22 protein-coding genes are annotated in these 23,236 nt (G+C 63.6%); 10 read left to right on the top strand and 12 right to left on the bottom strand.

What is annotated here, in order from left to right; genetic code table 11:
- Positions 1-157: 157 nt before the first annotated feature.
- The gene (locus BLR19_RS13725) at positions 158-1,675 is read right to left on the bottom strand and encodes a Y-family DNA polymerase (protein ID WP_091752191.1); all 1,518 of its coding nucleotides are present in this window, start codon (positions 1,673-1,675) and stop codon (positions 158-160) included.
- A complete protein-coding gene (locus BLR19_RS13720; protein WP_091752189.1) occupies positions 1,590-2,345 on the bottom strand; it encodes an ImuA family protein in 756 nt (251 codons plus the stop codon). Before BLR19_RS13720 ends, BLR19_RS13725 begins: the two co-directional genes overlap by 86 nt.
- Before the next feature lie 139 nt (positions 2,346-2,484).
- Between BLR19_RS13720 and BLR19_RS13715 the strand changes: the two genes are divergently transcribed.
- Positions 2,485-2,823, top strand: coding sequence for a hypothetical protein (locus BLR19_RS13715; protein WP_091752186.1), 339 nt, complete (start codon positions 2,485-2,487; stop codon positions 2,821-2,823).
- The gene (locus BLR19_RS13710; protein ID WP_091752183.1) at positions 2,820-3,260 is read left to right on the top strand and encodes a DUF1810 domain-containing protein; all 441 of its coding nucleotides are present in this window, start codon (positions 2,820-2,822) and stop codon (positions 3,258-3,260) included. Before BLR19_RS13715 ends, BLR19_RS13710 begins: the two co-directional genes overlap by 4 nt.
- Positions 3,261-3,285: 25 nt before the next feature.
- Here BLR19_RS13710 and BLR19_RS13705 read toward each other — a convergent pair whose 3' ends face one another.
- The 3 genes from BLR19_RS13705 to BLR19_RS13695 are packed head-to-tail and all read right to left on the bottom strand — an operon-like array spanning position 3,286 to position 4,677.
- Positions 3,286-3,993 carry an SOS response-associated peptidase gene (locus BLR19_RS13705; RefSeq protein WP_091752180.1) on the bottom strand — a complete coding sequence of 236 codons (708 nt, stop codon included), beginning with the start codon at positions 3,991-3,993 and terminating at the stop codon, positions 3,286-3,288.
- The gene (locus BLR19_RS13700; protein ID WP_091752177.1) at positions 3,993-4,439 is read right to left on the bottom strand and encodes a hypothetical protein; all 447 of its coding nucleotides are present in this window, start codon (positions 4,437-4,439) and stop codon (positions 3,993-3,995) included. The genes BLR19_RS13705 and BLR19_RS13700 overlap by 1 nt, the downstream gene beginning before the upstream one ends.
- Before the next feature lies 1 nt (position 4,440).
- Entirely contained in the window at positions 4,441-4,677 is a 237-nt protein-coding gene (locus tag BLR19_RS13695) for a hypothetical protein (RefSeq protein WP_039247177.1), read from the bottom strand.
- 967 nt (positions 4,678-5,644) lie between these two features.
- On the opposite strand from BLR19_RS13695, the gene BLR19_RS13690 reads away from it, so the two are divergent.
- Both BLR19_RS13690 and BLR19_RS13685 read left to right on the top strand, forming a co-directional pair.
- The gene (locus BLR19_RS13690; RefSeq protein ID WP_091752174.1) at positions 5,645-10,156 is read left to right on the top strand and encodes an NACHT domain-containing protein; all 4,512 of its coding nucleotides are present in this window, start codon (positions 5,645-5,647) and stop codon (positions 10,154-10,156) included.
- Between the two features lie 413 nt (positions 10,157-10,569).
- Positions 10,570-11,124 carry a hypothetical protein gene (locus BLR19_RS13685; RefSeq protein WP_143007390.1) on the top strand — a complete coding sequence of 185 codons (555 nt, stop codon included), beginning with the start codon at positions 10,570-10,572 and terminating at the stop codon, positions 11,122-11,124.
- An 89-nt stretch (positions 11,125-11,213) separates the two neighbouring features.
- Here BLR19_RS13685 and BLR19_RS13680 read toward each other — a convergent pair whose 3' ends face one another.
- A complete protein-coding gene (locus tag BLR19_RS13680; protein WP_091752168.1) occupies positions 11,214-11,876 on the bottom strand; it encodes a hypothetical protein in 663 nt (220 codons plus the stop codon).
- Positions 11,877-12,134: 258 nt separating this feature from the next.
- Here BLR19_RS13680 and BLR19_RS13675 point away from each other — a divergent pair, with 258 nt between their 5' ends.
- Complete coding sequence (locus BLR19_RS13675; RefSeq protein ID WP_091752164.1) at positions 12,135-12,761, top strand: tyrosine-type recombinase/integrase; 627 nt, start codon at positions 12,135-12,137, stop codon at positions 12,759-12,761.
- A gap of 66 nt (positions 12,762-12,827) precedes the next feature.
- On the opposite strand, the gene BLR19_RS13670 is transcribed toward BLR19_RS13675, so the two are convergent.
- The 5 genes from BLR19_RS13670 to BLR19_RS13650 form a co-directional block, all read right to left on the bottom strand.
- The gene (locus BLR19_RS13670) at positions 12,828-13,088 is read right to left on the bottom strand and encodes a hypothetical protein (RefSeq protein ID WP_091752161.1); all 261 of its coding nucleotides are present in this window, start codon (positions 13,086-13,088) and stop codon (positions 12,828-12,830) included.
- Between the two features lie 140 nt (positions 13,089-13,228).
- Positions 13,229-13,570, bottom strand: coding sequence for a hypothetical protein (locus BLR19_RS13665; RefSeq protein WP_143007389.1), 342 nt, complete (start codon positions 13,568-13,570; stop codon positions 13,229-13,231).
- Between the two features lie 387 nt (positions 13,571-13,957).
- A complete protein-coding gene (locus BLR19_RS15015; protein WP_255366678.1) occupies positions 13,958-14,311 on the bottom strand; it encodes a DUF3072 domain-containing protein in 354 nt (117 codons plus the stop codon).
- Positions 14,312-14,702: 391 nt separating this feature from the next.
- A complete protein-coding gene (locus BLR19_RS13655; RefSeq protein ID WP_091752155.1) occupies positions 14,703-15,056 on the bottom strand; it encodes a nuclear transport factor 2 family protein in 354 nt (117 codons plus the stop codon).
- Entirely contained in the window at positions 15,049-15,336 is a 288-nt protein-coding gene (locus tag BLR19_RS13650) for a hypothetical protein (protein WP_091752273.1), read from the bottom strand. The genes BLR19_RS13655 and BLR19_RS13650 overlap by 8 nt, the downstream gene beginning before the upstream one ends.
- Before the next feature lie 485 nt (positions 15,337-15,821).
- Between BLR19_RS13650 and BLR19_RS13645 the strand changes: the two genes are divergently transcribed.
- Positions 15,822-16,085: a DksA/TraR family C4-type zinc finger protein gene (locus BLR19_RS13645; protein ID WP_091752153.1), complete on the top strand. Its 264-nt coding sequence runs from the start codon at positions 15,822-15,824 to the stop codon at positions 16,083-16,085.
- Positions 16,086-16,249: 164 nt separating this feature from the next.
- Here the strand turns inward: BLR19_RS13645 and BLR19_RS13640 are convergent, their stop codons facing one another.
- Positions 16,250-17,182, bottom strand: coding sequence for an SDR family NAD(P)-dependent oxidoreductase (locus tag BLR19_RS13640; RefSeq protein WP_091752270.1), 933 nt, complete (start codon positions 17,180-17,182; stop codon positions 16,250-16,252).
- Positions 17,183-17,315: 133 nt separating this feature from the next.
- Here BLR19_RS13640 and BLR19_RS13635 point away from each other — a divergent pair, with 133 nt between their 5' ends.
- The 4 genes from BLR19_RS13635 (at position 17,316) to BLR19_RS13620 (ending at position 23,205) form a co-directional block, all read left to right on the top strand.
- Positions 17,316-19,535, top strand: coding sequence for a TonB-dependent receptor (locus tag BLR19_RS13635; protein ID WP_091752150.1), 2,220 nt, complete (start codon positions 17,316-17,318; stop codon positions 19,533-19,535).
- A gap of 62 nt (positions 19,536-19,597) precedes the next feature.
- Positions 19,598-21,187 (top strand): AMP-binding protein, encoded by a 1,590-nt coding sequence (locus BLR19_RS13630; RefSeq protein WP_255366676.1) that lies wholly within the window; start codon positions 19,598-19,600, stop codon positions 21,185-21,187.
- A 73-nt stretch (positions 21,188-21,260) separates the two neighbouring features.
- Entirely contained in the window at positions 21,261-21,962 is a 702-nt protein-coding gene (locus BLR19_RS13625; protein ID WP_091752268.1) for a TetR/AcrR family transcriptional regulator, read from the top strand.
- Complete coding sequence (locus tag BLR19_RS13620) at positions 21,955-23,205, top strand: serine hydrolase domain-containing protein (protein ID WP_091752144.1); 1,251 nt, start codon at positions 21,955-21,957, stop codon at positions 23,203-23,205. Before BLR19_RS13625 ends, BLR19_RS13620 begins: the two co-directional genes overlap by 8 nt.
- Positions 23,206-23,236 lie beyond the last annotated feature (31 nt).

Genomic DNA, 23,236 nt, shown 5'->3' with positions numbered 1-23,236 from the left:
TGCCTGTCAGACGTGGCCCGGTACAACCGGTATTGCTGGGGAGGGCCATGCAGACATGCTATTTGTCCGATCAACAAGCGGCAGCCAAGGCCGACGGTCAGCAATTCCGAGACAGCGCGGACCACTCGAGATTGACATTGACCCCGGTCGAAAGGTGTCAGCCGAAGAGCCCGTGGAGCCACCAGCTGAGATCGCCGGTCTGAGACTGTTCGCCATCGCCGCGTCGAAAGACCCAGAAGCGCGCGCCAGCTTCGTCCTCCAGCTGAAAATAGTCGCGCACCGCATCGCGTTCGCCGTCACGCCGCCACCATTCGCCGAAGATCCGCTCAGGACCGTCAGCGCGCCTGACGCGATGACGAACGCCGCGCCAGCTAAAGGCGACCGGCGGCTGATCGGGCATAAGCGCGACGGCCTCGATGGCTTCGGGTTGGGCGAGCAACCGGGAAGGGCGCGGCCAGCGTCGCGTCCAGGTTTCCGGCACCGGCGGCGCGGTCGGCGGCAGTTTGCGGATCGAGCGTTCCGGCACGTCGCTCTGCGCGGGGGCCAGTCGATACAGGTTCTGCGGGCCGAGACGATTGGCGAGCAGATCGACGAGATCGCCGATGTCCGGCGTCGCCGGGCCGCCCAGATCGCCGGAACTCGGCGACCAGTCCAGCGGTAGGACGACCGGTGCGGCCAGAACCATGGCCTCCACGCCGAGACCAGGATCGACGGTTTCGATCTTGTCGCACAGCAGGCGTGTGAGCCGCGCGACATCGCGCACGGGGCGCGCCAGGCCGACGCGGACGGCCTCGGTCCGGTTGTCGATCCGTTCAAACCGCAGGTCGAGCCGCGACGCGCCAAGCCCCTGAGCCTCGAGCGCCTCGCTCAGGGCTTCGACCAGTTTCAGCGTGTAGCGTGCCAGGGTCTCGGGCGCGCCGATCGGCTCGGCGAAGACCCGCCGGACCTGGATCAGTTCCGGAGCGTCGATCGGGGTGATCGGCTCCTGGGCGCGACCGTAGGCCTGATCCAGTCGGCGGATCAGTTCCGGCCCGAAGCGCAGGGCCAGAGGCGCGCGAGGCTTGGCCTCCAGTTCGCCTATGGTGTCGATCCCCAGACGTCCCAGGCCATCGACCATGTCGGCGGGCAGGCGCAAGGCGCGCAAGGGCAGGCGACGGATGGCAGGCCCCCCGCGCGCGACGACGATCGTCGGTTCGGCGAGGTTGCGGGCCAGGGCATGGGCGGCGCCCCAGGTGTCGGCGAGGGCGGCGTGGGCGCCCAGGCCGACAGCGGCGGTCTGGGCGATCAGATCCTCGAGCAGGCCCTCATCGCCGCCATAGCGGTGACCGGCCCCGGTGACGTCGAGCACCAGGCCGTCCGGCGGGTCGGCGGCCACGATCGGCGCATAGCGGCGCAGCGCCCAAAGGGCGAGCTGGTCCAGGGCGGCCGCGTCGCCTGCCGGATCGAAGGGATGGAGGACAAGATCGGCGACCAGGGCCCGGGCCTGGGTCGCGGCCATGCCGGGATGCAGCCGATGGGCGCGGGCGGCGAGGTCGGCGGCCAGAACGACGCGTTTGCGGCCCTGGCGCCCGACCAGGACCATCGGCGTATCAGGCGACGGCGCGTCGGGTCCAAGACGGCGTCGCAGCCGATCGGTCGGCCAGGTGGGGAGGTAGAGCGAGACGACCCGTCTCATCGCAGGCTTCCAGTTCGAAATCCGCGCAGGCTCCGGCGCGGCAACGGATCAGTTCGACAAACCAGCGCGGGCGGCCGACGCCGGGCACGGGCAGGGGGGCGGAGGGCAGGGCGGTGACCCGCCAGCGGGTGGCGGCGGCGGTCGGCTGGCCGAAGTCCGCCGCCTCGGCCTGACGACGCCATCGTCGCACCGCCAGGCCGAGCGAGCCCGTGTCCTGGGCGACCAGCTGCAGCCGCCGGGACGCCGTCATGGACAGGCGGGCCACTTCGCCGACGACCGCGCCGAAGCCGCCGTGACGCAGGCCGTCCTCGAAGGCGGCCAGCAATCCGGCCTCGTCGCCGGCCTCCACATAGATGACTCGGTTCGAGGACAGCCCCGCCTGCTCCAGCGCCGGCGCGAACAGGTCCGGGCGGGTCACACACCAGAGCACCGGCCCCTGGGTGCGCGCTGCCACACCGGCCGTAAACAAGGCGGCGACGGCCCCGTCGATGGCCCCGTGACCGCCGCCGGCCACCTCATGCAGCGCGCCGAGCGCCAGGCCGCCGGCGGGCAGCCGGCGATCAAGCGCGGCCAGGCCGAACGGCAGCACGCCGCCAGGCGGACGTCGACCCGCCTCGATGCGTGCGATCTCCGCGCGGAGCGCCCGGAAGGATGGTGGGGCGGCGGACATATTCTCCTGAAACCGAATGCGAGCTAAATGTTCCGTGTTTGTTCTTATTTGAGCGTATGAGAGTCAAGGCGGATCGCAACGGCGTTGTGGATCGCCCTGTGGGCGGCGCCATCCCGGTTCGCTGTGCGTTGTCCCGACGATGACGCAGCCCCTCCGATATCCCACGACCCCCGACGGCCGCTATTTCGTGGTGCGAGGCCGGCTGTGGCGGTGCTCCAATCCCGCTCTATCGGCGGAGGCGAGGGATAAGCTGGTGCATGATCTGATGTCGGCGCGCCGGGCCGCGAGGACAGCGCTGGCGTCTGAGGATACGGACGCACTGGCCGCAGCGAGGCGCAGCGTCGACAAGGCCAAGGTCGGATTGGGGGAGCGGGGCCCGGTGTGGTGGACCGACGGCTCGCCGGATCTCAATCGGCACATGGCGCGAAACACCACCTATGCGGACTGGTTCGCCAGTCTGGGCGAAGCGCCCGAATGACCACAGCACTCGACCGTTTCGTCCTAGCTCAAGACCCCGTGTTCGAAACGGCGATGGCCGAGCTCGCGGCGGGTCGCAAGACAAGCCACTGGATGTGGTTCGTCTTCCCCCAGGCGCGGTCGTTGGGACGGTCTTCGACGGCTGCCTTGTATGGGATCGGATCGCTCGCGGAGGCGCAAGCCTATCTGCTGCATCCCGTTCTAGGGGCGCGTCTCATCCGCGCTGCCCAGAGCGCGACCACAGCGCCGGCGGTTTCGGTGCATCAGCTGTTCGGATCGCCCGATGACCTCAAATTCCGCTCGTCGATGACCCTGTTTGCCGCCGTGGCGCCCGATCCGAGTGTGTTCGATGCGGCGCTCGCACGTTGGGGCCTTTCGCCTGATCCGTTGACCGCAGAACTTGTGTTGACCGCCAGGACGGGACCGGATCGTCTTTAAACAACTATCAGAGGCTTTACGTGGCCTAGGCGTCGATAACTGACAAAGCGCCGTCGGGCAGCGGGCGCTGCAGCGCCTTGGCCGTCTCCCACGGCGCCGTCATCCAGGCCTCGATCTCGTCGGACTGCGTCAGGATCACCGGCATGGCCTTGGGGTGAACCGCGCCGACCTCGGCGTTAGGCTCGGTCGTCAGAAAGGCGAAGACATCGATCGTCTCCATGCCGGTCTTGATCTTGCGGACGCTCGTGTGGGCTTGGAGGTGGATGCCGGCGAAGAAGGCGAGCGGCTTGGGTTCGTCTCCCGCAAGCTTGAACCAGACGGGTTGGTATTTTCCGGCCGCATCACGGCCCGGTTCGCTGAAGGCAGTGAAAGGCACCAGGCATCGAGATGCCGGCGACAGATATGGGCGCCAATGGCCGGAGCTGGTGTTGCGGACGTTGGTCGTGCCGCTGTCGGGTTCGAACTCGAGGACTTTCTGAAAGTCGACCTCGCCGCCTTTGGCCCTTAGCTTGTCGGCACGTCTCGTCGCATTGTCGAAGATCATCTTCTGGGATGACGGCATGCCCCAGCGCGCCGAAGCCAGAATGCGCTCTGCGCCCTCCCAGCGCACGATCGGCGCGGGATAGTCGGGATAGACGTCGCCCGGCGCGAGGTTTCCGACGGTCGATCGCATGGCGTTCGCCGCATCCAATATGGCTTGGGGGCCGGAGCGTTGGCGGTACAGGTTGCACATCAGGCTTTGGCCTTTTTCAGAGCCGCAGCCAGGGATTTGCGCTCCGCCTCATAGGTCGTCTCCGCCTCCTGACGCGCCTGATTCAGCGCGGCCTGTCGTTCTTCGAAATTAGCCATCTCGGCCTGACGGCGTTCGTCCAAATCGGCCAACGCCGTCTTCAGCTTTTCAATCCTGGCGGCCTTCGCCCTGGACGGTTCCCGAGGTTTGGCGGGTTTCGCCTTGCCGATCTTGCCGACATCGATCGCAAGCCCGCGCTCGACGACCTCGCCAGGAGAGGCTAGGGCGGCCTCGTAATCCGGTCCGCCGGAAAGCTGGCTCGCCAGGCCGGTTGCGAACAGATCCTGCTTTGAGCCCCAGGCCTCCAAAGCCTTGGGTCGCGAGCTTGTGGCGACGGTGAAGGCATGGAAGCCGTCGGACCAGGTGAAGACCTTCAGCTTGGCCGCCATGTCAGTCGATCAGTCCGCGACGCTGCATGTCCATGATGATGGGATCGGTCAGCGAAGCGATGACCTCCATGTCGAAGGCGTCCTCCGCTTCCATCTCATCGGCAAATGAGCGTGGCGGGTTTTGGCGCAGGGTCGAAAGCCGCCAGGACGACTGGACCACCTGCTGCCGGGCCAGATGCTCGATGCGTTGAAGGCGAACGCCGGCGCGCGATCTGATGAGGGTCTTGCGTGTCGCCATCAGTCGGTCCTCCCGGCCGAACCCTGACACGCAGGCCGACGAATGTGGAGTCGCGACCGCGCAAAGACCGCGTTCGAGCGCCATCGCCAACAAGGTCAGGCGTGAGCGCTCCAGCTACGTCTGGCCTTGACTCATCTCGGCGGTTAGCAACGTCCGCTTCCGGGGTTGCCTTTGGCCCGCCGATGCCCGTCATGACTTCGAGATCGTTGGATAACCGGGAAGAAGTTCTTGGTTTGTGCTCACCCTCCGTTATGCTTCCAACTCACCAGCAGATGAGCACCGATGGCGAGCCCAGATTCAACAGGTGGCGGCGGCACACACTTCGAGGCGAGGGTAGTCGCGTATTATTTAGCCGCTGCTCTATCGGAGAGCCCCGCGAGGGCCCTGCCGGGTCTTTATGCAAGGGAAGTGGTTACTCAGAGGGCCGCCTTCGGCGAACCGCTAGACGATGTGGTCATCACGGGCGTCGCCCTGGACGGCCGGACGACTAAGCTCTCCGTCCAGGCGAAGAGCTCGCTGTCGTTCACGGAAAACGACAAGGAGTGGCTGGCAGTTCTAAAGCAGGCATGGAGCACCTTCTTGTCTCCGGCCTTCGACGCTGAGCTTCATCGCCTCGCGGTGGCGATCAGTTCGTACAACGCACGCGCCGACAAATACTACCGATCAGTACTGACTTGGGCGGCACACAGTCCGAACGCTGGGAATTTTTTTCGAGCGAATATCCCGCCCAGACTTTTCTCACAAGGATCAGCGAAAGTTCGTCGAGACTACGCGCAAAATCTTAGATGGTATTGCTGGCGAAGCCGTTGATGATGACGCCGCGTGGCGCTTTCTAAAATCGTTTCAGATCCTCCATTTTGATTTCGATCTCGGCGATGCGTCGCGCGACGTTGAGGGTGCGATCGATCGACTTCGCCATGGGCTTGCTGCCGATCAGCGGGAGCAAGCCGCAGCCATTTGGTCAGGGTTGATTGCCTACGTCGGCGAGATGACGCCCGTAGGTGGCGGAGCGACACGGCAGTTGCTGGCCGCTCACTTGGCGACGACGGGCTTACCGTCCTCCTTTGCCGGGACCCACTGGGGTGATGTCCAAACGCTGGACCGGGAATCGAAGCGCGCGCTCGATGGGATCAAGTCGGACATCCATGGGCTGCGCCTGAACCGTGCCGGACCCTACGAGCAGGTCCAAGACGCGCTCGCCACTGCACGGTTCGTTCAGATCGACGGGGAGCCTGGCAGCGGCAAGTCGGCGCTCCTCCGGCAGCTGGCCGAGGAGACGGCCGAGATCGGACCTGTCTTCGTCCTGAAGGACAACAGGGTTCAACCGCGAGGATGGGGCGCGCACGCCGGCCAGTTAGGGGTCACGGGCGACTTGGTCGACTTGCTATCGGAGATGGGCGCGGCCTCGGAGCCGATCCTGTTCATCGATGGGATCGATAAAATCACCGACCCCGCATCGCAACTGACCATCAACGATTTGGTTCGAGCGGTAGCGACCGAAGTGTCCTTGGCGAACTGGAGGATCGTCGTCACTGTTCGTGAGCAGAACTTGGATCACATTGCGACGTGGCTCGACCCTGAGGCCTTGCGGCTGCTTCCGGTTCGATCCGTCACTGTGCCGGCCTTGGGAGATGACGAGTTAGGGGTCATCGCGAGCGAGTTTCCTCGCCTACGGCCACTGTTTCTTGAAGGAGGCAACGCGGACGTCATTCTTCGGCGTCCATTTTTCCTCGAAGCAATCCTCAAGTTGGCGGGGCGCGAAGGAACGACAGCGCTCCCGGCCTCTGAGGTGGAGCTGCTCAAACTTTGGTGGGCGCATGGTGGAGCAGATGAGCCGGGATTCACTCCCGCTCAGCACCGGCGAAACGCTTTACTATCCTTGGCTGAGCGATACGCCGCTACGCCGGCTCAACCGATTTCGATACGGGGTATCGCCCCCGAGCCGCTCGACGACCTGAAGTCTAAAGGTGTCCTGCGAGATCGACTGCTCGGACACAGTGTCAGCTTCGCCCATGACATCTATGAAGAATGGGCTCTGTGCGAATGGCTGATTGGGCAACTGCCGGCTATCGCGCCCGCGCTAAAAGCCGTCGGCGAGCCCCAGGAGCTCGTCCGGCCGGTCCAACTCGTAGGGTCATTTCAGCTCGAAACGAACGCCACTGAGGCTGAATGGCAAAGTCTCTATGAGGATTTGGCCGATCCGTCTCTGCGACCTGTTTGGCAACGGGCGGTTCTGACGTCCTGTCTGAGAACTACCCGAACTAAGGAAGCGCTCACGAAGCTTTCGGCCTACCTCCGCCGCGACGAAAATGAGGGCTTGAAGAAGCTTCTGAACGCGCTTCGGACATTAGAAGTCCTGCCAAACAGCACGTTTCTCGACGAGACGACGTTCCCCAATCTCGATCCGGAAGAGAGGGTCCAATTCGCTCATGCCACCGCATGGCCGAAACCGCTGACCTGGGTGCGTTTTTTCGACTGGTTCTTCGCGGAAAGCCCAAGCCCTTCCCCTGAACTCATCCCTGATTTGGTGCCGGTTTTTTCGACATGGCAGCAGGCCTGTGCCGGCCAGAACGTTCGACACTGCCGCCGCATTGGCGGGATCGCTCACCGGTGGCTCGAAGAGTTTGAGGCAGCCCTTCACCCCGAGCAGTTCCGAGATCGGCGAGACCCGTTTGGCGTTGCCTTCGACAGCGACGAAGAGCGTGGCTTGGAGGCAGCGCTACGAACGCTGTTCCTATCTTCCGCAGGCGATGTCCCGGAGTTGGTCGCGGCGTACCTAAAGGCGCGCGCCACAGATCGCCTCGGCCATATGTATCGGGACAAGATACTCGCCGCGAGTGCGTCGGTTGGTCGGGCGCTGCCGGCCGAGATGGTCGATTACATCATCGCGGCTTGCCTCGTTCATCCGAAGAGCAGCGCAAGGGCGCGTGAGCACTCCCGGCTGAATAGCGGGGAGCTTGGCGTCGAGGCACATCAGAGTTTCTACCCAGCCTCGCCGTACCAACCGCCGTTTCTAGCGCTGCTTCGGCACCACGAAGCCGAAGGCCTTCGGCTCGTGCGGGCTATCTGCAACCACTCGGTCGATGTGTGGAGATGGCTACGGCAGCATCCGGGTTACCATCGAGAGGCGGTTACGCCCCTCCCTGTTGACGTTGAGTTCAGCTGGGGCAAGCAGACCTTCTGGGGCGATGGACAGGTCTACACTTGGTTTCGTGGGAGCTGGGGTAACCACGCGAGCCAGTGCGCCCTAATGGCGCTCGAGCTTTGGGCGTTCGAGCGTATCGACGACGGCGATAATTTCACTGACGTGATGAAAAAGGTGCTCGAAGGGAACGAGTGTGTGGCGGCACTGGGTCTCGCCGTGAGCCTTGCTATGGCGCACCAAGACAAATCCGTTGAGGCGGCGCTGCCGCTCATCACCTGCCCGCACATCTGGCAATGGGACTTGGCCCGGTCGGTCCATGATCAGAGCTCGATGCCGTCGAACGAAATCGGTGACTGGAGCCGCCATCGTCATTTGCTGGAAGCGGTGCGGGGACTGAACCGCCGGCCGCATCGCGCGGGCTTTATTCGCGACATGGTGCCCTATTATGTGTTCTGGCACGACGCGTCAGTGAAGGCCCGTTACACAGAGGGCATTCGAGCTTTCACGTCGAACTTGCCTTTCGAGTATGAGGAAGACCGGGACGACGCAGACTTTGCGGCCGAGCTCCAAAAGCGCATGGGCTGGTACGTCGAGCAGGCTGACCCTCAGTACTGGCATTCAGAGCCGACAGAGGACGGCAAACAGATCAAGTTCTGGAACGACCCTCCTTCGGCGAACTCACCCGAGCATGTGCGCCAGCGAACGGAATACGAGGAACTGAACCGGTTCCTTCGGATCGCTCTGTGGGCACAAAAGTCCCTGGACGAAGGCGTTATTCAACCCGGGCTCACCGTTGCCGAAGCTCTAGCTGAGGCTTTGGCTCTGGATGCCGACGATCTCTTCGAGCGTCCCGACGCGACCTACAACGCCGGGAATCGTAAAGCCGCCGTGGCGGGGGCAGCGTTTGCTTTCGCGCGCTTTGCCGATGATGGCGAGTGGTCGGCCGAGGGTGCCGCATGGGCACTGGACACGCTCCAGCGCGCGGCCACATCGGTCAGCTCGGAGGATCACGCTTATCGCGGAAGCATGCTGTCCATGGACCCCCTCATCTTTGCCGTTCACGGGTACGGTGCGATGTTGGCCCGAGGGCATGAGGTTGCACGATGCCAAGATGCCCTTCTGAACTTGGCCGTAGATCCCTTTGAAGTGGTCAATCAGGCAGTTCTTGCCACCGCGAGTACTTTCGCAGAGGCCTTACCGGACTTCTACTGGGCGCTGTTCGCGCTATTTGTTCGCCAGTCGATCTATGAGGATGGCCAAATCGGCAGCAGGCATGCGCCGTATTGGGATGAGCCGGAGGCCGCCCACAATATGCGCCTGTTGGGGGAGGCTGAGCGCCTTCTCGCTGCCGGTGAAGATGTTGACCTCACTCCCATCCCACTTCCCTGGCTCATGCTGCCGCCAGAGCTACGAGGCGACCCCGAAGCTTTCGGCTACGCTCGTAATGACGAAATGTTCGATTGGCACTTCGCCGAGAAAACCATCCTGCGGGCGGATATCCCGCCCTTGCTCTCGTCAGCGAGACGACGGGAGCAGTTCCTGCTGATGGTCGAGCAGCTGCTGGCGATGACGATTCAGGAAATCGTGCCACCCTTCGCGGACACGCGTCGGGACAACCGGGGAAACACACCCTTCGAGTGGGTGTTCGCGTTCTCACACTGGCTAGGCAAAGTCAGCGGCCACCTGACACCGTCAGAGGTTGAACGCATCATTCTCAATCCGATTTTTGGGGCTGATAACGAGACGGCCCTGTTGATGATGCAGAGTTTCGCACCATCGTTTTTGGCCCACACGCTGTTGCCGCCAGCAGAGTTCTCGGACGATGCATTTAGCATCTGGGAAAAGATCGCTGACTGGATTTTTGCCAACCCTGAGGCGCGTCAGCGGCGACATGTTGATCGCGAGTACTCGCTCTGCGTCTTCATCCTGCTGTTCTGTTTCAGCGGCGACTTCCGGCCGCTGGTCTGCGTTATCGATGAAGGGTGGAAACCACTGCAGCGCTTCGTGCCGATTGTGGAGCGGGCCATCAAAACGTTTGGCATCAACTCGACCCTTTACCTAGGCGTTCTCCGGTTCTTCAAACGCGGCGGCCTCGATCTCATGCCTACGCCCGGCCTTGAATGGCTAGGGACAATCGCTGTGGAGAAAAAGCAGGATCAGGACTTCTGGAAGAGCAATGGCGACGAGACTGTTGAGGTCCTGAAACTCGTCCTCGCCAAGAGGGCCGATATCCTCACTGCCAGCCATCGCGAAACGATTACGCTGATCACCGACATCCTGGTTGATGGCGGCGTGCGCGGAGCAGGCTTTCTGCAACAGGATCAAAGTCGCTAGTGGTGCGCTTCTAGTCAGCATCGAAATGAACGACGCTCCAGAACTCTCTGAGCAAAACGCCCTCTGACGTCTTGTCGGATCCGCTGTGCGGACCCGGCGGGCCCTGTATGGGCAGACAGCAGCCCCCTGACCTAAGCAGCTGCCAACGTCCAGATCTCAAGCCAAATCGTATTTCCGCTGTTGGCGCACGCCGGACTCGATGTGAGACGGCTGGTGCCGCACAGCATCGGCCGACATCGTACTGCCTAGCCATTGCCGAATCAGCTTTTGGTCTCGCCCGAAGAAAGCATCAGAGCCGGAGCTCAATGGGACCGCCCCCGGCGAACCTGAGTCTTAGGCTTCGTTGCGCCCCGTGCTGAGCAACGTTGTGGGAGGACTTGATTTTGACGCCAAGGCAAAAATTCTGGAGCGGCGTGGTCGCATCGATCACGATCGGGGGTTTCCTGATTACGTTGTGGACCCTGTACAGATCAGAGGCCGACCGACCGCCGGAGTTCAAGGCGGAAGCCGTCTATTTTAACGAGTACAATCAGATCAATGATGAGTTTCTTCGGTTCCTGCGAAAGAACGACGGGGAGAAGGTTGTCGTGAACACGGTCTTCGATTTCAGTCCGTTCTTTGTTGAGCATTACGATACGCTCAACAAATGCAATAACGCCTACCCCGCGCAGGGGCAGAGCGAAGCGGAATTCCTTGCGGCGGGCGGCACCTTCGATTTGCTTGATGGCAAGATTTTCAACAGGCCGCTGCGGATCCCCCATCACCATCGCTGGGGTGAAGGCCTCACAGACGATTGCCCATCAACCCTTGAGATTTTGGTGAACTCCCCTCGCGAGAACGCCCCGAAGACCCACGGCGGCACGGGGGTCGTGAGGATGACGGTCAGAGGGAGCTTCATCGTTCATCAGAACCTGTCCGGCGCGATGGAGACGCTCACCTTGAGAGAAGTCGACGTGGACGAGAACTAGGTTGAGATGTCGTGTTTCGCGCAGAGACGGTGTGTCTCCTTCTGGCGCAATGCTGCTTGATTGGACGCATGCCAGAGCTGCTGATCAGGTCAATCGTACGCATCGGGGTGGCTTTGGGTCTCAGCCGTTGCTTCCCGGAGAAAGTCATCCAGCGACGAGGGAATGTCGGGTATGGGTAGGATGGTCTTAGGGCCGATCTCGTCTTGGTAGTCCCGGTAGTTTTGGCGCGCTGCATCGAGAACTCGCGCGGCACTCTTGAGCCGCTCAGTCCGTTTTGACCGGAGTGACGGCTTCGTTTTCTCGGTCGTATAAATCTCGGTAATGCGAGTATTGATCGCGAAGACGCCCGCCCGCAGGTATGCGAAGTGCTTGATTAGATTCGGGTCTAATCTGCCAAGTTCCAGTTCGCGCATGGCTTGGACCATTTCCGTTGTTTGAGCTCCACGCAGATTGAATAGTGCCTTTCCGTGCAGGCAAGCTTCCAAGCGAACCGCAACGAGATTTAGGGCGTGTGCGCTCATCTCACCCGCGCTTCGCGCGGTGTCGCGCCGTTCATCTTCCAGCCGTCTACGCTCGGCCCGCTGCTGCCGAGCGAAAAAGACAGCGCTTGCACCGATCGCTACGACGGCGAACACCGCCTGAACCCAGGACGCCATCTCAGATCCAGTCACGCCCTTCTTTCCAGCGACATAACACAGGAAGAGGAGAGCCAGGATCCCGAGGGCCCCAGCCGATGCCTTGATCAGCAACATTCGTCTCCACATCAACCCGCGGCGCCAAGCGCCCCCGCAGGCTCCAAGCATCTTTGAAGGCTAAGGTTGTGGAGCGGCTTGGGCAACTAGGCTTCCGTTGATCGCCCCGCGCTTAGCAGCAGAGCTTCTTGCGGCGCTGCAGGCTGGATAACGCCAGCCGATGTCCGGCTTGCGCTTAGGAATGAAGGTCCGGCTTTGGCGCCTCAGCGCTGTCTGAAGCGTATAGTGAGGAGGGGGCGTTGATCGTGGGAGGTGGCCATGAGCCAGCCCGATCTTTTTTGTCTACCTCGTAAGCCCTGGAATGCTGGTCGGATGACTGGAGCCAAGGCCCCACTCAAGCCTAAGCACATCTGGGCAATCCGACAGCATCTCAAATCGGTCGGATCGGTCCGGGATCTGGCGATGTTCAACATCGCGCTGGACGCGAAGCTCCGAGGCTGTGATCTGGTGAAGCTTCGGCTAGCGGATATCGCTCAAGGCGGAGCCATTCGCCAGCGCTCGACCATCATTCAGCAGAAGACAGGTCGCCCGGTCCCGTTCGAGATAACTGAGGCCGCGAGGGAGGCGCTAGCGCATTGGCTGGAGCGCCGGGGGCGCCGACGCGACGACTGGCTGTTTCCCAGCCGTAGCAAAGAGGGCGCGCACATAGGCACGCGCCAGTATGCTCGGCTGGTCGATACTTGGGTAAGAATGATCGACCTAAACCCAAGTGCGTATGGGACCCACAGCCTGCGACGGACAAAGGTAGCGTTGATTTACAAAAAGACCGGAAATCTGCGCGCGTGTCAGCTTCTGCTCGGTCACGGAAAGCTGGAAAGCACCGTTAGATACCTCGGCATCGAAGTCGATGACGCTTTGGAGATATCGGAACAGATCGACCTCTAAGCCGGCTTTCGGGCAGTTCTTTGGAGAGCGGACTGCCCAAAAGTCTGCTTAGGGTGGAAAACAGACCTACGGTCGCCGTTCTTCGCCAGCGGCGTAGCGGGGCATATCAGCAATTGCGGCGGCGAAGGCGTCCCGGATTTCAGTCTGACTGAATCCAGCGTCCCAAAGCTCGGTCATCAGGCTGTTGATCGCTTGGGGCAGGAGGGGCTGATCGAGCCAGGGGTTGGTTTGATGAAGGGCCTTTAGGTCCTGTCCGAAACGCCACACGACGTCCGACAACCTCAGCTGCCAAGCGTCGTTCGGGCTATCTGGATCAAAGTCGGTCATGCCTGAAGTCTAAGGCGCGCTCCGACGTCTGCAATGGGTCGATTTCGGACTTAGTCTGACGTGTTGAAAGCAGACGTAGACGTTTCAGCCTGCAAGCGGTCGCGGTCGGCGTCAGCTAAGGGTGGGAAACGGACTCCCCCTCAGCTGCCGTAACCCCCAGCGCGTCGCTCAATGCGCAAAGCTGCATCTTCGGCGTCTTGGGCGTCATTGAAAAAGGTAAAGCCACCTCGAGGGCGATTGAACCAGGCGGTCTTAAGCTGCTTACTCTCGACGGGCTGGACGGTCCGCATTGTGGTCATCGAACCGCAAACTTCGTCGCGCCAATCGACGAGAAACGCAGCAACGACGTCAGCTTCCGCTGCTTCTTTCGATACGGCCTTTGCCTGCCGTGTGGTGAAGAAACCGACCCACTCGCCGTCGTTGTCTATGCCCTCTCCACGCAAGAGGACGCGATAGATTGGAAGATTCTTGGTTCCTGGCATGGCGTGAGCCTAAGTCTCATCGCAGAGGTCCGCTATGGGTCGGAATCGGCCAAAAGCATCGGACCAAAAAGCGGACGTCCCCAGGCCCAGACCGCATCGATGAATGACCTGCTTCCGGCGCTCAGTGAATGACCGCTCCTGGCGCTTTCTAGATCTTCAAACGACTAGCCGCTTCGGACTAAGAACCTGACGTCGTCACGTTTGCTGTCCGGCAGCCAGCGCGCTTGAGCCTCCGAAGGGACCTTCGACCACCACTCTTGATGACAACCTCCGTCAGACGACGTCTTCGAAAACAATCCGCAAGGAGACATGTCGGGCCGAGGCGCGGGTTCGACCGGCGTGAGGCTGGTCGATGGCAGAGGGCTCTCGCCAGACGCGCTTCGCCTATCAATCGCTCTGGCGATCCTTCAGATCATCAATCCGCTGCGACGCCTCGGCCTTTATGAGGTCGTCCTGGAAAGCCTCTGGAGCATGAAGTTCCTCCGACAGGGTCTTCAGATACGAGGCTTGCGCGCCCGTCATCGCCTCACCGCCTGTAACCCAATCGGATGGGTCCTTCTCCGTGTTGCCGTTGGGATGGGGCTCGAGTTTGGGGTTGTGACTGTCCGTCATCATCATCTCCTGTGTTCCCGTAATGTTCTGGGTTTGCGGTGGTTCCTTGAGCAGGCGCGTCGAAAGTCTGATCGAGCCATCAAGCCGAGCGCCGCAGCGGCTGACGATCTCAGGGGGGGGGACTCTCATCGTCACCCAATCGACACAGCCGGCGATTGGCAGGCCGGGTGTCGAAAGCCGGTTCTGCGACTGGGCGACCGACCAGTTAGACCTTCGACATGGACCTGCTCGCCGAGCGAGCGCTGGCGCAAATAAGGGAGATCTCGGACGGCCAGCTCTATCCGGGCGGCTGACACGCTAGTATCCGGGCCTGTGGCCATGTTGCGGCGTATCGCTCGGCGTCGTTCCTACTCGAACATGTCTGCTGATCATCCACGAGGGCAAGGCGGCCGCGAGCTGCGCGCGCATAAAGCCCGCGCGGCGCAGGCCTCGTTGACGCCGACGGACGGTTGACCGGAGGCTGCGTCGAGGCCCCGTGACCGTGCTCCGTTTCGACAGACGCCTAGACCGGAATGATCACCTAGCTGGCCGAGCGAGGGGACTGTTGGTGCTGCACCACCCGCCAGACGTCGTGCTCCAGACGGCGATAGGTCGTCGTGCAGACCGCGGCGTAGCGGTCTTGGGCGTTCGAGACCGAAACACCATAGGCGATGACGATCCATCCCTCCTGAGGACGTGAGACCTGTTGGTCCTCGAAGGCGACCTCCGTCCATTGCGGCGTCCGACTGACGGCGGCGACTGCGGCCTCGCCCGAGAAGACGTATGGCGCGTCCGGAAGAACCATCAGCGCTTCGGGTGCGATGATCTCGCGATAATGGTCAGGGCTCGCGGTCCACAAACCCTGTTCCGACCCCCATAGGCGTGCATCATCCATGACCGTTCTCCGTGGATGCCATGGGCTGTTGCGCTGCAGCGTGACCGGGTGTGACCGGGGCGAACTCGGCGGCCTGGCTCTTCGGGGGAGCGGCGTCGAGGGTGAGGGCGTCGGACACCGCCTCGTCCTCAAGCTGCGCGACGCTGAGGATGACCTCGTTCTCGCGCATCAGCGGCCGGGCGGCGTCCGCCGCCTGTACGTCGGTGGGGGACGAGACGGTTACGGTGCGTTCGACGCCTGAGGGGGCGCCCAGTTTTACGGCATAGGTCTTGAGGGTCATCGCGGCTCCTTTCCAGAACAACCGCACGGGCCCGCCGGCCGTTCCCGCCAAAAACGTGGTCATCGCCCGGTCGGCCTTCGACGTCGGCCGGTGTCGAGTGTGAAGCGCTCGCCAGCCTCCCACGGGGCGGTTCACGAGCGGCGAAGCGGCAGCCCCTCGCACTGGAGGGCAACTGATGACAGTCGGGTCGTCAGCCGCAGCCGCGCTTTCGCCTGAACCGGGGCGAACGGTTTTTGTCGAGCTTGGCTTTCGAACGCACAGCAGCCGCTTCGACCGGTTCGACGCCGGCGGATCACCGTCTCCGTCGCAGCCGCGATGCAGGAATCTTGGCTTTGGTCGCCGCCCTTTCGCCGGAGGTCATCGGAGTCGCCGGCGTCATACACGCCCCGAAGGGGCAGCACCGGTCCCGTCGTCGCGCCGGAACCGTGAGGTCACCCCGACGCTCTCATTTGGAAGCAAGAACCCGATGAAAACAGGAGAGGGTCATGGCAGGCGGCTGGACGCGGGATGGCGCCGTTCTCGATCAGATCGAGGACACGGTGCTCGACGGCGTTCTGAACGCCAGGGCCGGTTTGCCGAATGGCGAGGGAACCCCGGATTGCGTCGAATGCGGGGACGAGATCCCTGCGGCCCGGCGTACCGCCATGCCCGGGGCGACCACTTGTGTGCACTGTCAGTCGGGTCGCGACAGTCGCATCGCCCACTCAACGATCAATCGTCGGGGGAGCAAGGACAGCCAATTGAGATAGACCGCACACCCGTCTTGGAGCGACACGACCGGCGGCCTGTCTCCGATACCGATCGGCCGGACCCGTGTCGGGTTTGAGCGGCGCCGCCTGTGACACAACACGGCTCCCGGTCGTGCCCAGGTGTTGACAGGGCGTCAGCCGATCAACGGTATTCAAATCCGCCTTCAAGTTGACGGTTGAAGACGCTGTTGCGGCTCGTGGTGCGGGAGTGACGCGTGGCGGTTGACCCGCTCGGGATGATTGACCTCATGATGATATTGAGCGGCGCCCGAGGCTGGCGTCTGTTCGCCCGCAGGATCGGAAATTCGGGCCCAACCGGCTTGAATCTGCTCCGCGGCGTCATTCGCCGCACCGACGTAGATGCCGCGGGTCATCGTGATATTGGCCTGTTCGAAGGCGCCGGCGCCGGCAAGGAGGATGGTTCGCGTCGGGGCGTCCTCGGCGGCCAGGGCGACGACTCCCGGACTGACAAGATCCGACGATAAGCCCTTGAGATCCTCGGGCGAATATAGGTCCTGCGTCATCTGGGTCGCGGCGCTGGGTGCCAGACAGTTGACGCGGATGCCGTGACGTTCGCCTTCCAGGGCCAGGGTCTGCATCAGGCCGACCAGCGCCATCTTGGCGGCGCCGTAGTTGGACTGGCCGAAGTTCCCGTAAAGGCCGGAAGAGGAGGTCGTGAAGATCACGCGACCGTAGTTCCGCTCGCGCATGGCGGACCATACAGCCTTGGTGACATTGACCGATCCCATCAGGTGGACGTCGATGACGGCGGCGAAGTCGTCCAGGTCCATCTTGGCGAAGGTCTTGTCGCGCAGGATGCCGGCATTGTTGACCAGGATGTCGACGGCGCCCCAACGGTCCAGGACGTCGGCCGCCATGGCGTCGACGGCCGCTCGGTCCGTGACGCTGCAGACATGGGCGATCGCCTCGCCGCCGGCGGCCGCGATCTCGTTCACCACGGCTTCGGCGCCTTGAGCCGACATGTCGTTGACTACAACCCGGGCGCCGTAGCGGGCGAGGGCGAGGGCGTGACTGCGACCCAGGCCGCCGCCGGCTCCGGTGACAATGGCGACGCGGCCGGTGAGAGCGATGGTCATGATGTCCTCCAAGGATGTTCGCCGGACGATCGCCTGCGTTGCGCCCATCTGACCCGACACTGGTCGAACGGTCAATATTCACCCGCCGACTAGTGAAGTTGACAGGGCGCGGAATCGGTGGGAACGTCCGGGCATGGCGACGAAGAGCGCCGAGGAAACATTGAGGAAGGGAACGACCATGGGCCGCAAGCTCTGGATAACGACGTCCGCCGTCGTGCTGTTGTGGGCCGGCGTCGCCCAGGCCCAGCAGGCTGACGACGCCGAGACCAAGGCCCAGGCCGATCAGGCGGAGGTCCTTGGCGATGTGGTCGTCACCGCCGAACGGCGCACCAGCAATCTTCAGACGACCGCCGTCGCCGCGACCGTCCTCAGCGGGGAAGACCTGACCAACAAGGCCGTGACCTCGCTCGACCAGCTGCAGTTCGCCGCGCCGTCGACGACGATCCAGAACTTCGGCCAAGGCAACTTCTTCAACGTGCGCGGCATCGGCAAGTCGGAGGCGACGACGGCGGTGGGCGTGGGCGTCATCACCTATCGCGACGGCGTGGCCGCCTTCCCCGCCTATTTCCAGACAGAACCCTATTATGACATCGGCAGCCTGGAGCTATTGCGCGGGCCGCAGGGTACTTTTGCCGGCGCGAACGCCACCGGCGGGGCGGTGTTCATCACCGCCCGCAACCCCGACTTCTCGGGCATCAACGGCTATGTCTTCGGCCAGGTCGGCAACTACAGCGACGTCAAGCTGCAAGGGGCGATCAACCTGCCGCTGACGCAGACCCTGGCCGCGCGGCTGGCGTTCAATCACGAGACCCGAGACAGCTTCTACACCGTCACCGGGCCCTACCGCGGCCGTCCCGGGGTCGTGGACTCCAACAGCGTTCGCGCCAGCCTGCTGTGGCAGCCGACCGACGCGCTGAAGGTGCTGTGGAAGACGGATTACAACAACATCGACCTGGGCGGCTATCCGGCCGATCCCGCGCTGGCGACCAACGACCCGTTCAAGATCACCTCGAACGGACCCAACGAGGCGCATGACGAGTTCGTCCGCTCCACGGTCAACGTCAGCTATGTGTTCGACAGCGGCATGACCCTGAAATCGATCACCGGCTATCAGGCCGGCCGGTCGCGTTTCGCCACAGATCTGGACGGCACCGCCGCCCTGAGCAACACCTTCGCCGATCAGCTGGACGAAGAGGTCTGGTCGCAGGAGTTCAACCTGATCTCGCCGGACCAACAACGGGTGAAGTGGCTGCTGGGTCTCTACTATCAATACGATATGGCGCGTTTCCCCGCCAAGGCCTTCCCGACTGCCGAATACCGGATCGGCTTCCCGGAGAACGTCCTCGACATCTACCTGTGGGGCGATACGCCCAAGGAGACGGCGGCCGTCTTCGGCCAGGTCAGCTACGACATTTCGGACCGGCTTCAGCTGCAGCTGGGCGCGCGCTACGCCCATTCGGTCTCGACCAATGACGACGTCTATACGACCTATCCGCAGTTCGGGATCGTCCTTTTCCAGGACGACGAGGTCAAGGATGACAAGGTGACCGGCAAGGTCACGCTGAACTGGAAGGTGGACGAATCGAACTTCGTCTACGGCTTCGTGGCGACCGGTCATAAGGGCGGCGGGTTGAATGCGCCCAATCTCTATCGCCCGGCCCTGACATTCGGCCCCGAAGATCTCGTAGATTACGAACTGGGCTGGAAATCGACCCTGCTGGGCGGACGTCTGCGCAGTCAGGTCGGGGCCTATTACACCGTCTATCAGGACTTCCAGGTCAATATCGGCGACCCTCAGTTCCCGCAGGTGAGCCGCATCCAGAACATCCAGGGCGACACCACGCTCATGGGTTTGGAGGCCTCGCTTCAGGGACGGTTTGGACCCCTGTCCTTCGATGTCGCGGGCTCCCTGTCCAGCTCCGAGATGGGCGACTTCTTCGGCGCGGACCCGCGGCTGGGACGGACGGGCGTCTGCAATCCGTCGACGGGTCCGGCGAGCGCCAACTGCGTCAACATCTCGGGCAACACCAAGAGCTACGCCCCCGAGGCCACCTTCAACGCCGGGATCGAATACGCCTTCCCTCTCGGCACGAACATGACGCTGACGCCGCGGGTGGACTACGCCCATATCGGCGAGAGCTGGACGACAATCTTCAACAACGCCGCCCTGGGCGATCGTCTGGGCGCGCGCGACATCGTCAACGCTTCCCTCCGCCTGAACACCGGGCCCTGGACCTGGGCGGCTTATGCGCTGAATGCGACGGACGAGACCTATATCGCCGCGATCAACTCGGGCCTGCGCTACGCCGGACCGCCGCGCCAGTACGGGCTGAACCTGACCCGCACCTTCTGACCTCAAGGCGGGGCGGCTTGCGCTGCCCCGCCGCCCTATCGCCCGCCCGGACCTCCTATCGAATGTCGCTTGCCTCCGCCCCGCTCATGCAGGACTACGCCCTGACCGTGGATCGTTTCCTCGATCACGGCGCGAAATGGCACGGTCATCGCGCGGTAATCACGGGCGCCGGGGAGAGAGACAAATCCATCGGCTACGGCGATCTGCGCGACCGGGCCAACCGGTTGTCGGGCGCCTTGATCGATCTGGGTCTGCGGCCCGGCGACCGGATCGCGACCCTGGCCTGGAACACCCAGCACCATCTCGAAGTCTGGTACGGCGCCATGGGCGTGGGCCTGGTCTGCCACACGCTGAATCCCCGCCTGACCGTAGCGCACCTGTCCGCCATGATCCTCCAGGCGGACGACCGGGTGCTGGCGGTCGGCGCCGGCCTGTCGGCTCTGGCGCGAGAGCTCGCCGCGGCCTGTCCCTGCCTCGAACGTCTGATCCTGCTGGACAGCGATGCGGCGGACGGCGACCTCGGTCTGCCGGCGCACGCGTTCGAACCCCTGCTGACGGCGCACGGCCGTCCCGCCGTCTGGGGCGACGTGGACGAGCGCAGCCTGGCCGGCCTATGCTTCACGTCCGGAACGACGGGCGCCCCGAAGGGCGTCGGCTATACGCATCGGTCGAACTATCTGCACACGATCCGCGCGCTGCAGGCCGACGCCATGGCCCTGACCGCCGAGGACCGCGTGCTGGTGGCCGTGCCCATGTTCCACGCCAACGCCTGGGGCCTGCCCTTCGCCGCGCCAGCGGTAGGCGCGGGCCTGATCCTGCCGGGCCGGTCGACGGACGGCGCCTCCCTGGCGCGGTTGATTCAGCAACATCAGGCGACGGTCGCCGTCGGCGTCCCCACCGTCTGGCTGGGACTGCTGGATCATCTCGACGCGGTCGGCGGCGAGACGCCCAGCCTGAAGCGGATCATCATCGGCGGCTCTAGCTGTCCCGACGCCTTGATCCGGCGGATGCAGGACCGGCTGGGCGTCGTCGTGCAGTTTAGCTGGGGCATGACCGAGCTGTCGCCCCTCGGCGCCATTTCGCCGCCAACCGGTGAGCGCGGCGGCCCGCACGGTTCAGGTCGGCCCGTCATGGGGCTGGATGTCCTCCTGACCGATGAGAGCGGCGCGCCGCTTGCCCCACAGCGCAATGTCGTCGGCCGGTTGAAGGTGCGCGGCCACAGCGTGACCCGGGCTTATTTCGGAGCCTCGGAGGACGCGGTGGATACCGACGGCTGGTTCGAGACCGGCGATCTGGCCAGCCTGGATGACCGCGGCAATCTGACGCTCGCGGGTCGCTCCAAGGACCTGATCAAGTCCGGCGGCGAGTGGATCAATCCCGTCGAGATCGAGGACATCGTCGGCGCCTTGCCCGCCGTTGGTCTGGTCGCCGTCATCGGGCAGGTCGACGGCAAATGGGGCGAGCGGCCCCTGATGGTGGTCGAGCCCGCCCAGGGCGAGGCGATCGACGACGTCGCGCTCAAGGCCAGCCTGAAGGGGCGGGTCGCGGACTGGTGGATACCGGACCGGATCGTGCGGGTCGAAACCATGCCCCTGGCCGCGACCGGAAAGATCAACAAGACGCAGCTTCGCGCCCTCTACGGAGGCGCTTAGGATGACCGCTGTTTCCGTCAGGGAGTCGGCGCGTCGCTCACCGACCGCGCCGAACCATATCGAGGTTCCGGTCATGTCAAAGTCGCCCCGAAAGCCGCGCAGCAAGGCCGAGCAGCGCGCCGAAACCCTGGAACAGCTGTTGGACGCCGCCGAGGCCCTCTTCTCCCAGCACGGCTTTTCGGCCGTCACCATCAAGGACATCGCCGAAAAGGTCGGAGTCCATAAATCCCTGGTCCACTACTATTTCACCGACAAGCAGGAGGTGTTCGACAAGGTGATGGCCCGCAGGGCGCCGGTCACCAGCGGACGACGGATGGAGGCGCTGGACGCCTATGAGCGGGCCGTCGACGGCAAGCCGACGGTCGAGGGCGCGCTGCGGGCCTTCCTCGACACCGACTTGGACACCTATTCGACCGGCGGGGCGGGGTGGCGGAACTTCGGCGCGCTCAGCGCCCAGATCAACAACACCCCGGCCTGGGGCGCCGAGATCATGGATCGGCTCTATGATCCGGTCGTGCTTCGGTTGATCGACCTGCTGAAGAAGGCCATGCCCGACAGCGCCGAGGAGGACATCTTCTGGGGCTATCACTTCGTGTCCGGCGCCCTGACCCTGACCCTGGCCCGGACCGGACGGATCGACCGGCTGTCCGACGGCCTGTGCCGCTCTGACGACTTCGAGGCCGTGAAGGCGCGGATGGCCGAGTTCATGGCCCACGGCTTCATCGGCATCTGCCGCAGCCGCGCGGAAGCGCGGGCAGGGCCGTCCCATGGCTGACCCCGCTGACCTGCCCGTCGCCCCCAGTCCCGAGGCGGTCGGTTTCGATTCCGGTCGCTTGGCGCGGCTCGACGCCTATATGGCCGAGATGGTCCAGACGGGCCAGGTCGCCGGGACCTCGACGCTGCTGATGCGGCATGGTCAGGTCGTCGCCTTCACCACCCAGGGCAAGGCCGACCTGGCCTCCGACGCCCCGCTCGGGCGCGACGCCCTGTTTCGCATCTATTCCATGACCAAGCCGATCACCGGCGTCGCCCTTATGATCCTGTTCGAGGAAGGGCGATGGAGCATGGATGATCCAATCACGCGCTTCCTGCCGGAACTGCAGGGCCTGAAGGTCTTCGCCGGGCTGGATGCGGACGGAAACCTGCTGACGACAGACGCCGTTCGGTCGCCCACGATGCGCGAACTGCTCAGCCACACGGCGGGGTTCGGCTATGGTCTCTTCGACGTCCATCCTGTCGAGCGCGCCTATCGCGACGCGGGCGTGCTTCAGGCGGACAGTCTGGACGATCTGGCGTCTCGGATCGCGACCCTGCCGCTGCACTTCCAGCCCGGCGGCGAATGGTTCTATTCCGTCGCCACCGATCTGCAGGGGCTGATCGTCGAGCGGATTTCCGGTCAGAGCTTCGGCGACTTCCTACAGACCCGGATCTTCGACCCCTTGGGGATGGTCGATACGGGCTTCCAGACCCGTTCCGACAACGTCGATCGCCTGGCCGCCATCTATTGCGACGACGGCGCCGGCGGGCTGAAGCCGGCGACCGAGGCGTTCGACATGCCGATCAACGACTTCACCCGCCCTCCGCGGTTCGTCAGCGGCGGGGGCGGTCTGGTCTCGACGGCGACGGACTATGCGCGGTTCTGCCAGATGATCCTCAACCGCGGCGCGCTGAACGGGGTGCGGATCCTGTCTCCCGTGGCCGTCGCGCTGATGGGAACCAATGTCGTTCCGGACGCCGTGCTGGCGGTGGCCAATCCAATGCGCCTTCTGCCCTTCAATCCGGCCTTCGGCTTCGGCCTGGATTTCGCGGTCGCCCTGGATCCGCGCCGGCTCGGCATGGTCGAGGGACGGGGCACGCTGAGCTGGGGCGGCGGGGGCGGGACCTGGTTCTGGATCGACCCGGAAAACGAAATCGTCTTCGTCGGCCTGATTCAGCGCATGGCGGACCCGGTCAGTAGCGCCTTCCGAAATCGCGCCCGGACCTTCGTCTACCAGGCGCTGACCCAACCCGAAAAATAGACGGGCCGCCAGGTCCGCATCACGAGGAAAC

This window comes from Brevundimonas sp. 374, from assembly GCF_900102995.1.
Taxonomy (GTDB): Bacteria; Pseudomonadota; Alphaproteobacteria; order Caulobacterales; family Caulobacteraceae; genus Brevundimonas; species Brevundimonas vesicularis_C.
Note: the sequence above shows the minus strand (reverse complement) of the source record. Positions and strands in the feature narration are given on the sequence as shown.

Excerpts from the sequence above, each read along its gene's own strand:
- BLR19_RS13725 (WP_091752191.1), bottom strand. The coding sequence starts at position 1,675 with ATGAGACGGGTCGTCTCGCTCTACCTCCCCACCTGGCCGACCGATCGG.
- BLR19_RS13720 (WP_091752189.1), bottom strand. The coding sequence starts at position 2,345 with ATGTCCGCCGCCCCACCATCCTTCCGGGCGCTCCGCGCGGAGATCGCA.
- BLR19_RS13715 (WP_091752186.1), top strand. The coding sequence starts at position 2,485 with ATGACGCAGCCCCTCCGATATCCCACGACCCCCGACGGCCGCTATTTC.
- BLR19_RS13710 (WP_091752183.1), top strand. The coding sequence starts at position 2,820 with ATGACCACAGCACTCGACCGTTTCGTCCTAGCTCAAGACCCCGTGTTC.
- BLR19_RS13705 (WP_091752180.1), bottom strand. The coding sequence starts at position 3,993 with ATGTGCAACCTGTACCGCCAACGCTCCGGCCCCCAAGCCATATTGGAT.
- BLR19_RS13700 (WP_091752177.1), bottom strand. The coding sequence starts at position 4,439 with ATGGCGGCCAAGCTGAAGGTCTTCACCTGGTCCGACGGCTTCCATGCC.
- BLR19_RS13695 (WP_039247177.1), bottom strand. The coding sequence starts at position 4,677 with ATGGCGACACGCAAGACCCTCATCAGATCGCGCGCCGGCGTTCGCCTT.
- BLR19_RS13680 (WP_091752168.1), bottom strand. The coding sequence starts at position 11,876 with ATGTTGCTGATCAAGGCATCGGCTGGGGCCCTCGGGATCCTGGCTCTC.
- BLR19_RS13675 (WP_091752164.1), top strand. The coding sequence starts at position 12,135 with ATGAGCCAGCCCGATCTTTTTTGTCTACCTCGTAAGCCCTGGAATGCT.
- BLR19_RS13670 (WP_091752161.1), bottom strand. The coding sequence starts at position 13,088 with ATGACCGACTTTGATCCAGATAGCCCGAACGACGCTTGGCAGCTGAGG.
- BLR19_RS13665 (WP_143007389.1), bottom strand. The coding sequence starts at position 13,570 with ATGCCAGGAACCAAGAATCTTCCAATCTATCGCGTCCTCTTGCGTGGA.
- BLR19_RS15015 (WP_255366678.1), bottom strand. The coding sequence starts at position 14,311 with ATGAGAGTCCCCCCCCCTGAGATCGTCAGCCGCTGCGGCGCTCGGCTT.
- BLR19_RS13655 (WP_091752155.1), bottom strand. The coding sequence starts at position 15,056 with ATGGATGATGCACGCCTATGGGGGTCGGAACAGGGTTTGTGGACCGCG.
- BLR19_RS13650 (WP_091752273.1), bottom strand. The coding sequence starts at position 15,336 with ATGACCCTCAAGACCTATGCCGTAAAACTGGGCGCCCCCTCAGGCGTC.
- BLR19_RS13645 (WP_091752153.1), top strand. The coding sequence starts at position 15,822 with ATGGCAGGCGGCTGGACGCGGGATGGCGCCGTTCTCGATCAGATCGAG.
- BLR19_RS13640 (WP_091752270.1), bottom strand. The coding sequence starts at position 17,182 with ATGACCATCGCTCTCACCGGCCGCGTCGCCATTGTCACCGGAGCCGGC.
- BLR19_RS13635 (WP_091752150.1), top strand. The coding sequence starts at position 17,316 with ATGGCGACGAAGAGCGCCGAGGAAACATTGAGGAAGGGAACGACCATG.
- BLR19_RS13630 (WP_255366676.1), top strand. The coding sequence starts at position 19,598 with ATGTCGCTTGCCTCCGCCCCGCTCATGCAGGACTACGCCCTGACCGTG.
- BLR19_RS13625 (WP_091752268.1), top strand. The coding sequence starts at position 21,261 with ATGTCAAAGTCGCCCCGAAAGCCGCGCAGCAAGGCCGAGCAGCGCGCC.
- BLR19_RS13620 (WP_091752144.1), top strand. The coding sequence starts at position 21,955 with ATGGCTGACCCCGCTGACCTGCCCGTCGCCCCCAGTCCCGAGGCGGTC.